Raw genomic sequence first — 12,168 nt, forward strand, 5'->3', positions numbered from 1 at the left:
AGCAATTCCCTGGTCGTAAGCTTCTTTCCAAACGGGAGTCATTACGAGCAGCGTCAGAAAAAGCGCAATGGATGTTAGAACCTGACTGGGGGGCAATTGTTGCGTACCCAGGGCCTGCCGCAATAGTCCTAGTACAACAATCACTCGCACAAAACAAGTTGTCATGAGCAAAACCGCTGGGGCCAAACTGAGCACGGTCAACAGCAGCATCACCTGCAACGCACTGGACAGCCCATCCGGACTGGCCCAGGCCTCGGGACCAGCGGCCAATCCCGAGGGAAGCCCCAATGTGGTTCCCGTGTTGGCCCCTTCCTGGGCCGTGGCGGGCAATTCGCTCATCAACCACGCGCCCAAGCCCAGCATTAATGGGGCAAGCAGTGCGGGTCGAAGTTTGAAGCAACAATTGGCCATCCTGGCCTCCCGTTTCCTTTTGAATACGTGGTATTTTTGTTAATTGATCCCTTAGCTGAGCAACCGCGTCGCCATACCCAGCTTGTTTCTCGCGCTTTCCAATTGACTATCGGCAAATGATCCTGGCCCGAGGGGGCTGGTCCCCCCTGCGGCGCGCCCCGCTGTCCCCCCGCTGTTTGGCTGAATGCCGCTCGTGGCCAGAACGCCTGGGGATGCGGATGGTTGCGGGGGGTAGGATTGCGTTGCGGAGGACTGTGGCGCTGCATCATCCAGGTCGGCATCTTTGCCGGCGCGCCCCGTTCCCCACTGGGCCAATAATTCACCAAACACGCGGCTAGAGCTGTCTTTGCGCCGCTGTTCGCACAGCCCCGCCAAGCGATCGATTTCCAGGGGATCGGTGATTTCGGTTAAGGTGTCGCATCCCGCGGGAGATACCGCCACCAGGAGGAGTTTATTGCCAAAGCGGATCACTTGCAGCGACTGCCGCCCCTGCCAGGGAACTTGTCCCAATAAGCCGACTACATCGCTTCCCAGCTTTTGCCCGGCGGCGGGTAGCGTTCGCTTGAGCAACTGCATGCAAATCAAAAACAGGCCAATCACCAGTCCCAGGCTTAGCAGCATCGTCACCCAGCCGCTGGAGCTTTTTGCCACTGGGGGCGTGGCGGCGGGTCCGGCCAAAACCAGGGGAGTCGTCTTTGCCGGCGACTGCCGCGGGAGTGGTGTCGCGGCCGGTGATGAGGGGGGGCGATTGTGCGAAGTGCCCGTCAAATTGGCGCTACTGTGCGTAACAGCCTGGTCAGATGGATGTTGCGGCAGGGGACGGGGGGTGGGTCCGACGGAGGGGAGGATGCGTGGCGGAGATACGGGGCTCGTGGCTTGTGCTTTGTCCGTAGAGGACCGCTGTTGCAAGATAGACAAGAATTGAGCCGAATCGGCGGGAGTGTCCGAGGGCGGCGTCGCGTTTGACCCCGGAGTGGCCGCAACTCCCGGCTGCCTCGTCGTTTCCACCGTCCCGGATCGTTTCCAAGGTGTCACTTCCTGGGCCTGCAATCCAATTGCCCGCCAGGGATAAGCCGCTAAAGCTACGCAGCAGGCCAGCACTATCCGCCAGTGGTTTTTAAAACGTCGGGAAACGAGGTTGGGCGATAATTCTGTGCGGGACATCCGTGGCCTGCCTGTGATGATCTAAAGTTTTGTATTTTTTGTTTCCGCAAAGTCAATCCGACCGTCATCCCGTATGGCGGCTAGGCGACAGCCTGTTCCCCCGCGACCAATTCGGCCACGCGCACGCAGAAATTGTCATTAAGAATCAACACCTCGCCCCGGGCTATCAAACGGCCGTTGACATAAATATCAACGGGATCCCCCGCCAGCCGATCCAAAGGGACCACCGCGCCGCGGTTGAGTTTGAGCACGTCCTCCAAGTACATTTGCGAGCGTCCCAACTCGATCTTTACCTCGAGTTCGACATCGCGCAGCAGATCGAGCGTGGTGCTTTCTGTATTGGCGGGGGTGCCCGCGAATTCCGGCAGTCGAAATGGCACCACATCCGGCGGCGCGGGAACGGCGGCATTAATGGATGCCAGGGCCTGTTCCGCTTGTTGAAAGAGCAGATCAATGTCGCTACCCAACTCGGGAGCGGGGGAGGGTGATGCCTTGGGGGGAGCACTGGTTGCCGCGCTCCTTGGGGAAGGCTCGCTCGCGGCCGGGGCGTCTGGCGTAGACGCGGACCCCGCGCTCGACGGGGGAGAAGCTGTGCTGGCGGGCGCGGTTTGCGCTAAGAGTTGTTCTATTTCCGCCTGACTGAGGCGCATGGAGTCATCGGCCATGGGAATCCTTTCCCGCGAAATTATTTTCGTCCGTAGCGGTAATTCCCGGCGCGGGGGTCTATGATACCACGTTCGGCGGGTATCATGGACCGCAACTGGCGGGCGGGACTTACTGCTGCACGACGGAAAAGTCGCTAAAAATCATCTCTTTGAGCAAGGGTTCGCCCAAGAGGGAGTTAGTTTTCGCTAAAATCTGTCGTTTGATCAATCCCAATGCGGGGTCCGAAAGGTCCACGCTGGAAGAATTACGAATGGTGACAATCACCGTGTCGCGAAAACGATGCTTATGCTTTTTTAGCAATTTGCCAAATTTGCTATCATCCTCCGGTTCTGCACCCGGTTTGCTAGCAGGGGCGCCATGCCCTCCGCCATGGCCACCATGCCCGCCGCCGTGGGCGTCGGCGGCTTCGTCCTTTTTGGTTTCCGGTTCGGCTTCGACCGTGCCATACAGGTGAAAATCAATCAAAATCGTGCTATTGGTCGATTGGTCAAACGAGGTGATGGAGTACTTGCCCAGGTCCACCTCGCGGGTTTCGGCCTTGTGGCCGCCATGGGCGTCATGGCCATGCCCATGCTCGTCGCCGTGGCTATCCCCGTGGCCTTCCGCGGCATGTTCGCCGGAGCCGTGCTCGGCATCGGTTTTTTGCTCGGTCGCGGCGGCCGTGGGGGCCGCGGGCAACAAAAAATACGCCAGTCCGCACTGCATGAGCACGATCCCGGCGATAATGCCGCCAACTTTTAGCTGGCCCATGATCCCGGGCTTGCCAGCGGCGGCGGGGGCTTCGGCTTTGGCGTCGTGGGCGGCGTTGCTCATGGGAAATGATTTAGCGCAAACAGGTGGGGGTGGGGCGGGGTAAAAAATCGACGGCGGACCGGCGCATTCTTATTACCGCGCGGCTTATCATGTCAAAACTAGCTTGCGACTGGGAGGCAGGCAAACGGCGAACCGGTGTCGCCTTATCCGCGGAGGGGATCGAGGGCAGTTAAGCCGATTGTGCCGGTTAGGCGGGCCATTCTCCGCCGGTCAAAGAGCGATTCTTGGCGATGGCGGAACTAACGATCGGGGGCAAAAGCACTTTGGCCCGTTGATAATCCAATGCCAACCGCAAGACTTCCTCTTGCGACTCGCGCACGACCAACCGGTCGCCATCGGTCAGGGTGATGGAAGTGTCGGGGAGCGATTCGATGTAGCGGATCAATTCGGCATTCAAGATGAATTGCTGGCCGTTGATGCGCGTCAGGCGGATCATGGGTTTTATAATGTGGATGGTAAATTTACGGTCGAATTCTACCTCTAGCCCCGCTGAAGGGGCCAGACACCCCCTCCTTACTCATTCTGCCCGTTCCCAGACTTGTGTCAATCAACGGCGTGGGTAAATCGGATGCTCTCCTGGTTACCGTTGCAGATTTAACAACTCGTCCAGCAACTGCTGGGCTGTGGTGACGACCCGGGTGTTTCCCCGATATTGGGAAGAAGCCAGAATCAAATCAATCAAATTCTTGCCAATGTCGGTGTTGGACAGCTCGATCGCCCCGGCGATGATGCTGCCGATCCCTTGCTCGCCGGGACGTCCCTGAATGGGCAGCCCGGAGTTGACGCCGGTGGAGTACAAATTTTCCCCTTTTTGCTCCAAACCGGTGGGATTTGCAAACCGCGCTAAGACAATCTGGCCCAGATCGCGGGAGGTGCCGTTGCTAAACACGCCGCGGATGATGCCATCCTCGCCGATGATAAAGCTGGATAACTCCCCCGCTCCCGACCCATCCTGCCGCGAAGCCGACAACGTGCTGCGGTTAGCGGCCAAACCGGAAAGTTTGGAAAAATCGAGATCAAATTCCAGGGGCGATACAGAGGAAACATTTCTGCGGTCGATGGAGACCGTGTTTTCATCAAAGGAAATCACGTTCCCTTCGCCGTCAAAGCGAATTGTGCCGGTTCCCACGGCAATCTTAGTCCCCGTCAGCGGATCATTATCCGGCGAATCGGCAAACCAACGATACGTGGTGGAGGTGCTGTCCCGGCTTTCCATCACCGCCGTGACCCGCACGTTGAGAGGGATACCCAGCGAGTCGTACACGATAAAGTCCGACACGGCGGATTGCCCCTTGGCGGTTTGAGTGGAGGTAAACCCCATATCGGGCGTTTCGACCTCGTTTGATCCCGTGGGGGTAAATTTGAAACCGGACAGACCGATATCCAGCGCGTTATCCACGCCATTGTTTCCTATAAATTGAATCCGTCCCGAGGTTAGCACGCTCCCCCCAGGCTGGGCTCCGGTGATGTCGACGGGGATGCCATTGGAACTGTCGGGCAACTGAATGCCAAAAGAATCCTGCATAAAATTCACCAGATCTTGGACCGTCGTAGCCGCGGTAATGGTCAGGGTTTTGGCATCCAGCGTGCGTCCCCCTTTGATCCCCTCAAAGGAAAGCGTCCCCGGACCAAACAAGTTTTCATAATTGCTGCCGTCGCGGCTCACCACATTGGACAAGAGCGTGCCGGAATTGATCTTTGGCCCGTCAAAGTCCAGCACCGGATTGGCTATGATCGCCGAATCGAGGGCGTTATCCACAAAGACTTCGCCGGTCGTCGTGGTCGTGGGATCAATCGTGGCCAGTCGGTAGTACGTGGTTGTCTGGCTGCTGGTGTTGCGGTAAATATTAATCCTAGCCCCGGGTCCGGCAAATTCCCCCGTGGGGGCTGGCAGATTATCCAGGCGGATCCGGTCGCCTGTGACGTTAATCGGTCCCACGATCGCGGAGGGGCGGCTTTCCAGGGTCCCCAGGCTGGTATTGGAAAATGTCACATAGTACTGATACTGGCCCGTAAGGAGATTCGTATTTTGCAGGCTGCCGGTTACGAGCGCGGCGTCGGTGGTTGTGTCGTTAAAGCTAGTGGTCGTTTGATTAGCCAGATCGGCCACCAAATAAGCGGGGCTGGTTGTGGTCCCCCCCACGGGAGTCCGATAAATCCGGCGGCCGGTGTAATCCCCCGTTCCATCAGTGGGAATGCTGGTCAAATTGATGCCGGAGGAAGCCCCGCCAAGTGTCACGGGAATCGTGGTGGAGGACGTTTCAGTGCCGTTCTTGCCGTAATACACCACTCGATAAATATAAGTCCCCGCCGCCAGGGCCGCCCCCGCTCCCGCGCTGGCACCGGCAAAAGCGCCCGCTGTCGGCGGATTGGCCACCAATATATCCGTAGATGACGTCGGATATGACGGATGATCATACAGCGCGTCGCCCAAGATGCCGCTTTGGATAATTTCCGCCGTGTTCGCCACATCTCCCGTCGGCGTGAGTGTCCCTTCAAAAAAAACATTCGCTGTCGCCTGCGCCACGGCTTCCGACCCGAGGGGAATCACCAGCGGCTGCAGGGTGGTGGATTGAATGTCAAAGTTTTGATCCACCCCGTAGCCTAGCAATTTTTGGCCTGTAATCGTGACCAATTCGTTCGAGGCGTTCGTCTTGAAGATGCCGTTGCGGGTATAAAACTGATCGCTGCCGGTATTGGAAACAATAAAGAACCCATCTCCCTGAATGGCCAAATCAGAGGGGCTGGAACTAACCTGGATCGTCCCTTGCGAAAAATCCGGGGTAATTTCGGCGACTTGCACGCCCAGACCGATTTGACGGGGGTTGGTGCCGCCGGATTGGTCGCTGGGACCGGACCCCAAGCTGCGCGTTTGCAAAAACTGCGTGGCAAAGTTGGCTTCGCTGGCCTTAAAGCCCACGGTGCCGGCATTGGCCAGGTTATTACCCACCACGTCGATCGTCGTTTCCGAGGCGTTCAGTCCGGTGAGGGCGGTATTGAGGGCGGATGCGAGACCCATGGCGGTAACCTTCTGCGGTAAATGGTGTTAAGGGATGGGGGACGGATGGAATAGGTACGGACAACCTGAATTCAAATGGCAATATATATTCACGGGGTGGTTGAAATGGCGGAATAAACCAGTCCGCCACAACCGATATGGGCGGTTACGATGCCGCGTTCGTGGGTAAAATTTCACGGACGTTGGTCAAGCTCGCGGTTCGCTCGCCAATGTGGACTTTAACCACCCCCCCCGCGACGGTCACTTTGTCCACCACGCCCGACAGATCCTTCTGATCATCCCCCAGGGCGGCGATTTTTTTGCCGATCAGGTTGGTCCCGCTGGACAAATTTTGGCCCAGCAAGACCGAGTCCAACGTGGACGACAACTTATCGCTGGCCGAGACCTGACGAATCTGGCTAATCTGGGTGAGCAGTTGCGTATTGTCCGCCGGATCCAAGGGGTCCTGGTTTTGTAGTTCGGCGATCATTAGCTTCAAAAACTCGTCGGTGTCGATATTTTGCAGCGCGGTGTTGGAGGAATTGTTGGAACTGCTGGACGTGCCGCTGACGGATGAAGTGGTGGTCATGGGTAATCCTAGCGAATCGGAAAATGAATTCAAAAAATGGTCCTGGGGATCAAACGATTACATTCAATCCCCCCGGTGGATGCGGGGCGTGCACACTGCGGGTGATTGTTGACAAGTTGGCGCGGGCGGGAGTGCTTCCCTCCGGAAGCCGATTATTTCGCTGAATTTGGCGTTCCCGGGCCTGATCGGCAAAATCCCGGGCTTGACCATCGGGGGATCGCTGTTGGTCGCTTACATCAACCTCAAACGCCTCGATTCGCACGTTTTGCTCGGCCAGGCGTTCTTTTAGTTGCGGCAGACTTTCCATCAGGATATTTCGCGCGGCCGTGGTTTCCGCCTCCAGCCGGGCGGTCAAATTCCCCTCGCGATAGGTGACTTCCAGTTTGAGCGAGCCCAGCTCCGGCGGGCTTAATCGCAGGCGCAATTCGCCCACCTGGTCCTCGAGCGAATGAAACGCCCGGGCGACGCGCTGGATCAGCCGCACCCGCTCTATTTCAGTCAGATGGGAGCCGGCGGAAGCGGAAGAGCCCTGATCAGCGGCGGGATTAGTGGGTGCGGAATGCGCTAACGCGCCCAATGGACGTGGCGGGACGCCAGCGGGTGGGGAGGGCGTGCCCCCTGGCGATGCGGGGGTGGCAACGGGGTTTGCGTGCGCGGAAGTCTCTTTGCTCGTGGCGTCCGACGCTGTGTCCGTATTCTGTGTGGCGACGCTAGTGACGTCGAGTTGAGTGGCCAGCGCTTGAACCAGCTCCGCGGCGGCTAACTCGGCCTCGGTGGAAGAGTCACCCTCGCCACGGGATTTGGCTTTTTTCAGCAATTCGGCGGTGGTGGGGACGGGCTCATCCGTTGAATCCGGGGAGGCTGGATCCGTGGTGGATTTGCCCGCTAAGGAAAGGTTACCCGCGACCGCTAGCGGCAACGCGGCAGGATCAGAACCAGGGGACTGACTGGGAGGGTTTTGATCGGTGGGTGTGGCTTTCGCCGGCAGCGCAGGATTTGCGTGGGGCTGGAGCAGTGGGTTGGACTCGCTCGGGGTAACACCAACGGCGGAACTCGCCAGGGAATCAGGCGCGGCAATCTCTATGCCTGATTCCGTCCCCTCCGTTAACACCAATTCGGTAGTGGAAAGTTCTGGGTCAGTGGTTTCCTCGCCCGGCAACGCAAGATTGGCGGGAGTGGATGCGGTGGGTGCTAGTGCGGCCAAACTGGCTGCTAGTTCCACCGCGGTTGACTCAGCCACTGTATCACTTTCTAAGGCCGCATCGACCGGTTTCAGACTGGCGTTGACGGGCTGGTTGGTAATCCCCGCCCCGTCGTCCCCTTTAGTAGCCTGGTTGGTATCGGCCTCCTCCCCAACGGGTCGACCAGCGTCCGTCGAGGCGGGCTGGCCCCCGTTTGCGGAAGCTACGTCGTGGTGGGATGTTGGAGCCTGGGAGTCGCGGGTCGATTGTGTCTGTTCCGGCTGGGCGTCATTTTCCCGTCGTGGTCCCTGTTTTGCTGTTGCCGCACGCTCAGAAGCGGTTGGCGGCGGGTTATTAGCGGGGCGGTTGTTGCGGGCGGATTGCAGGGTAGAGGCGAATTCCCGTTCCCGCTCGTCACGGTTTCGCTCGACCCGCGGGGTTGCCCCCCTCATCTCGCGAGGGGAAGCAGTGGGGGGAGGGGCGGCATGGGACAAGGTTTCGGCGCGCGCAACTGTTGTCGTGGCCTGGCCCGGCAACGCGCGCAGTCGTTGAAAAGCGGTACTCGCGCCGGTCAAAGTAAAATCCGCCATGTTAATAATCCATGCGCAAATGGTAAATGTGTCAGGCCCGCGTGTCAGGGTGTTAAGCGGGGAAAACAAAGCTTTAATGCCAAGCACCCCGCATCATGAATAACTCCCAAAATATTTGAACGGTGAATCCCTAACATTCGTTCCTGCTATGAGTCGCTCTAACTTCCCGCCGCGCCGGGTGAAACCGAAGGTTCGGGCGCGGACTCGGTGGTCTCTCCATCAAAGGTTGGCAACGATTGTCGGTCGAGTCGCAATAACCGCAGGAGTTCGTCGATTTTGATTTGATCCTCGGGCGTCTTGAATTCGGCGATGATCTTGGCTTGCTTGGCGATCGGCATAAAGCTAAAGATGCGGGCGACTTCCTCGTTCTCTCCTTTATTAATCATCGTCAACATCAGTTCCTTGGCTTGCTTCGGTTTGACCGATTCCCAAATTTGCCGAATCGCCGCCCGTCCCTCATCTTCTTTGGTGGTGATCAACTTATTCAGGTTTTCGGAGTAAAACCGCTTTTCCGCCGCAAAATTTTCGATCTTTTCCAACAGCTTGAGCCGCTCCCCCTCCAGCAGCAGCGACTCGCTTTTGATCGCTTGCTCACGCAGGTCGAGGTCTTTTTCGCGAACCTGGTTTTGACGCTCCCACTCCGCGAATGTTTTGGGTTTGTCATCCACTTTCTGCGCGGGTTGGGCGGCGGCGTTGGGCAGGGCTTCTCCCCGCGCGACGGCCAGCATCATCGCCACCTTTTGCGGCTCCAGGTATCCCTGGGACTTGGCATAGACCGCCAACAGGCCCAGCGTGATCATGGAAGCCACGCAAAAGTACACCATGACGGTGCCGAATAAACCCAATAATTTTCCCATGTTTTAGTCTCCGCCGGCTTGGCGAGCGGGAATTTCCCGTTGCCCGCTGACGCGCAAGGCCAATTCGTCAAACAGTTGCTGTTCACCGCGCAACTCCCCGGCCCGCCACTGTTCCCACTGGTTTTCCCGCAGGCGTTCCAGCACCCGCACTTCCTGGTCGGCGCGGGCTAGTCGTTCGCGCCGCTGTTCGATCTCGGCCAGGATCAACTGCCGCTGCTGTTCGGTGGCGGCGCGTTCCGCCGTTAATTGATATTCGTACCTCTGCCGCTCCACCAAGGTATCGACATTTACCGTCCCCCGGGCCAGCTCTTGCCGGCTGGCTTGGCGGGTAGCGGCGGTTTCGCGGTCCAGCGCGCGCACTCGCTCATGAACGATTTCTTCCGCTTGCAGCGCGGCCGCCAGTTCCGCGCGTTTGTCATCGCGGTCCGCTTCGCGCAGCCGTAACAGGGTTTGCAGGCGAAATTGAAACGGCGGCATCTTAATTCACCGTTTTGAGGTTGAGCCGGGCTTGGATTTTGGTGTGCAACTGTGCCAGCGACGCCTGGGCATCGGCCAGGGTGACGCGCTCATCCACGCGCTGCCGCAGGAACTTGTGCATTTCATCCAAAAGGTCGATCGCCGCGTCCACCTGGCGATTGGCCCCTTTGCGATAGGCGCCAATACTGATCAAATCCTCGTGATCGCGATACGCGGCCAGCAATTCGCGCAGGGCCAATGCCCCGTCCAAGTGCGTCCGGGGGACGATGTCATTCATTAAACGGCTTAAACTGACCAGACAGTCGATTGCCGGATAATGCCCCCTCCCGGCCAGCTTGCGCGATAGCCACGTATGCCCATCCAGCAGCCCCCGCATCGTGTCGGCAATCGGTTCCTGCGGGTCGTCTCCTTCGACCAAGACCGAATAAAACCCCGTGATACTTCCCAGGGGGGACCGTCCCGCGCGCTCGACCAATCGCGGCAAGAGGGCAAACACCGACGGCGGATAGCCGCGAGTGGTGGGGGGTTCTCCCGCCGCCAGGCCAATTTCGCGCTGGGCCATGGCAAACCGCGTTACCGAATCCATCAATAAGAGCACGTCTTTTCCCTGGTCGCGAAACGCCTCGGCAATGGCGGTGGCGGTATATGCGGCTTGCACGCGACGCAAGGCCGGTTCGTCGCTGGTGGCAACAACCACCACGCTGCGCGCCAATCCGGCGGGACCTAAATCCCGCTCGATGAATTCATTGACCTCGCGCCCCCGTTCGCCGATCAGGCCGATGACGATCACATCCGCCGCTGTATAGCGGGACATCATGCCCAGGGTGACGCTTTTTCCCACGCCCGATCCGGCAAAGATCCCCATCCGTTGACCTTTGCCGCAGGTCAGCAAACCATCCACCGCCCGAATTCCAGTCCCCAAGGGGGTATCGATCCGGGGACGGCTGGTGGCCAGGGGAGGATTACGATCAAGCGGCACGCGCTGGCTGAGCGCGGGCTGCGGCCGCCCGTCAATGCACTCGCCTCCGGCATCCACCACCCGCCCTAACAATTGATCTCCGACCCGCAGCCAGCGGGCGGTCCTGACCAGCCGGACGTTATTGCCATGCCGCACGCCACCCAAGGCCGCATACGGGTACAATAGCGTCAGTTCATCCTGAAAGCCGATCACTTCGGCGCGCAACGGCCCTTCGTGGGCGCGGTCAATTTCGACCAAGGCCCCCACGGGAGCGGGAAAATCCGCCACCGCCGCCGTCATGCCGACCGTCCGCACCACTTTACCCGTGAGCATGGTCGGCAAAATGCGTTCGAGTTGTTCCAAAAGTTCTGTCATACGCTTCGATCCGCGATTTATTTGTGCCGCTAACCGTTGAATACTATGCTTGTTCGGATATTTGTTTGTTATCCAAGTCCTTGAGGGCCGATGGCGTCAATTGCTTAATAGCCGACAACGTTTGATCCCTGCGGGCCAAAGGCCCGACCTATCCCAGCCTAGGGCAAGCGCAGCGTCGCCCTAGGTAATTGGGAATTAAATCATGGTTGGGCCAACGGCCCGGTTCATAACTTTCACGTCCCTCCCTAGCAACACACAGGATTCGCGAGTCTTCTTCACCTATGTCCACTTATTAACTACAGTTTCACCGTGTCAGGCTCCCGACCCCGCAAGCCGTACTTGTGGCGGTGTTTGTTCTCAACTTTCGTTTTGGCCCGTTAGTTCGCTAATGATGCGCTCTAGTTGGGCGGAGATGGTTTGATCGATCATTCCGTGTTGGGTCAGGATGCGGCAACCCCCGGCGCTAATCGCGGGATCGGGCACAATCTCGGCCTGGGCGATCCGGCGAAACTCCCCCGTAATTTGCGAAATTTGGGGGCCCAGCGCGGCGTGGTCCTGGGGATTTAGCAAAATTCGAATCTGGGTCGCGCCCGTCGCCATATCCAGCGCCTCGCGCACCAATTTGACCGGCAAATCGGGTTGTTGGGTTAATTCAGCGCGGAGCAGTTTTTCGGCGATCTTGGCGGCCAGGGTGACCGCGGTCGCTTCCCAATGCCGCAGCCAGGATTGCTTTTCATCCGCTAGTTCGGCAATGACCTGCCGCAGGGCCGGCAACAGGTGTTCCAGTTTGTGCGAAATTTTTTCATCCAGGATCTTTTCGGCGGCGACGCGCGCGGCGTTCTGACCCTCCGTCTGCGCCCGGGACTTTAATAACTCCGCCTGCTTCTGGGCTTCCACCACAATCTGGGCGGCCTGGACGCGCACTTGCTCAAGATAAGTTTGGGCCTGCTGGCTCAAATCATCCAGATTAAACGCCATTCGTTGGACGGCGCGGCCGGTCCCGCTTTTGATGACGGTGGACATAGGGGATAAATCTTGCTCTGGCGGTCAAAAAATGGTTGTAAAAAAATCTCTTTCGGCGCGGCGCTA

Annotated in this window: 12 protein-coding genes; all 12 read right to left on the reverse strand. The window is 58.6% G+C overall.

Translation table 11 applies throughout. The features are described 5' to 3' along the window. Positions 1-411: hypothetical protein (locus tag SFX18_05185; GenBank protein MDX1962525.1), on the reverse strand; the 411-nt coding region annotated here is incomplete at its 3' end. 51 nt (positions 412-462) lie between these two features. Further along, the gene (locus SFX18_05190; protein ID MDX1962526.1) at positions 463-1,575 is read right to left on the reverse strand and encodes a flagellar biosynthetic protein FliO; all 1,113 of its coding nucleotides are present in this window, start codon (positions 1,573-1,575) and stop codon (positions 463-465) included. An 80-nt stretch (positions 1,576-1,655) separates the two neighbouring features. Next, complete coding sequence (gene fliN / locus SFX18_05195; GenBank protein ID MDX1962527.1) at positions 1,656-2,240, reverse strand: flagellar motor switch protein FliN; 585 nt, start codon at positions 2,238-2,240, stop codon at positions 1,656-1,658. A gap of 109 nt (positions 2,241-2,349) precedes the next feature. Then, positions 2,350-3,054, reverse strand: a complete 705-nt coding sequence (locus SFX18_05200; GenBank protein MDX1962528.1) for a flagellar basal body-associated FliL family protein — start codon at positions 3,052-3,054, stop codon at positions 2,350-2,352. 187 nt (positions 3,055-3,241) lie between these two features. After that, positions 3,242-3,490, reverse strand: coding sequence for a flagellar FlbD family protein (locus SFX18_05205; GenBank protein ID MDX1962529.1), 249 nt, complete (start codon positions 3,488-3,490; stop codon positions 3,242-3,244). A 144-nt stretch (positions 3,491-3,634) separates the two neighbouring features. After that, positions 3,635-6,073 (reverse strand): flagellar hook-basal body complex protein, encoded by a 2,439-nt coding sequence (locus SFX18_05210; GenBank protein MDX1962530.1) that lies wholly within the window; start codon positions 6,071-6,073, stop codon positions 3,635-3,637. Positions 6,074-6,218: 145 nt separating this feature from the next. Then, a complete protein-coding gene (locus SFX18_05215) occupies positions 6,219-6,641 on the reverse strand; it encodes a flagellar hook capping FlgD N-terminal domain-containing protein (protein ID MDX1962531.1) in 423 nt (140 codons plus the stop codon). 49 nt (positions 6,642-6,690) lie between these two features. Further along, entirely contained in the window at positions 6,691-8,412 is a 1,722-nt protein-coding gene (locus SFX18_05220) for a flagellar hook-length control protein FliK (protein ID MDX1962532.1), read from the reverse strand. Positions 8,413-8,570: 158 nt separating this feature from the next. Next, positions 8,571-9,269, reverse strand: a complete 699-nt coding sequence (locus tag SFX18_05225) for a hypothetical protein (GenBank protein ID MDX1962533.1) — start codon at positions 9,267-9,269, stop codon at positions 8,571-8,573. 3 nt (positions 9,270-9,272) lie between these two features. Further along, positions 9,273-9,746: a flagellar export protein FliJ gene (fliJ, locus tag SFX18_05230; protein MDX1962534.1), complete on the reverse strand. Its 474-nt coding sequence runs from the start codon at positions 9,744-9,746 to the stop codon at positions 9,273-9,275. 1 nt (position 9,747) lies between these two features. After that, a complete protein-coding gene (locus SFX18_05235) occupies positions 9,748-11,079 on the reverse strand; it encodes a FliI/YscN family ATPase (GenBank protein MDX1962535.1) in 1,332 nt (443 codons plus the stop codon). Between the two features lie 357 nt (positions 11,080-11,436). Then, complete coding sequence (locus tag SFX18_05240) at positions 11,437-12,102, reverse strand: FliH/SctL family protein (protein MDX1962536.1); 666 nt, start codon at positions 12,100-12,102, stop codon at positions 11,437-11,439. Positions 12,103-12,168: the final 66 nt, after the last annotated feature.

The organism is Pirellulales bacterium (assembly GCA_033762255.1).
GTDB lineage: Bacteria > Planctomycetota > Planctomycetia > Pirellulales > JALHPA01 > JANRLT01.

Bases quoted from the DNA above. Each gene is read 5' to 3' on its own strand.
- SFX18_05190 (MDX1962526.1), bottom strand. From the start codon at position 1,575: ATGTCCCGCACAGAATTATCGCCCAACCTCGTTTCCCGACGTTTTAAA.
- fliN (MDX1962527.1), bottom strand. From the start codon at position 2,240: ATGGCCGATGACTCCATGCGCCTCAGTCAGGCGGAAATAGAACAACTC.
- SFX18_05200 (MDX1962528.1), bottom strand. From the start codon at position 3,054: ATGAGCAACGCCGCCCACGACGCCAAAGCCGAAGCCCCCGCCGCCGCT.
- SFX18_05205 (MDX1962529.1), bottom strand. From the start codon at position 3,490: ATGATCCGCCTGACGCGCATCAACGGCCAGCAATTCATCTTGAATGCC.
- SFX18_05210 (MDX1962530.1), bottom strand. From the start codon at position 6,073: ATGGGTCTCGCATCCGCCCTCAATACCGCCCTCACCGGACTGAACGCC.
- SFX18_05215 (MDX1962531.1), bottom strand. From the start codon at position 6,641: ATGACCACCACTTCATCCGTCAGCGGCACGTCCAGCAGTTCCAACAAT.
- SFX18_05220 (MDX1962532.1), bottom strand. From the start codon at position 8,412: ATGGCGGATTTTACTTTGACCGGCGCGAGTACCGCTTTTCAACGACTG.
- SFX18_05225 (MDX1962533.1), bottom strand. From the start codon at position 9,269: ATGGGAAAATTATTGGGTTTATTCGGCACCGTCATGGTGTACTTTTGC.
- fliJ (MDX1962534.1), bottom strand. From the start codon at position 9,746: ATGCCGCCGTTTCAATTTCGCCTGCAAACCCTGTTACGGCTGCGCGAA.
- SFX18_05235 (MDX1962535.1), bottom strand. From the start codon at position 11,079: ATGACAGAACTTTTGGAACAACTCGAACGCATTTTGCCGACCATGCTC.
- SFX18_05240 (MDX1962536.1), bottom strand. From the start codon at position 12,102: ATGTCCACCGTCATCAAAAGCGGGACCGGCCGCGCCGTCCAACGAATG.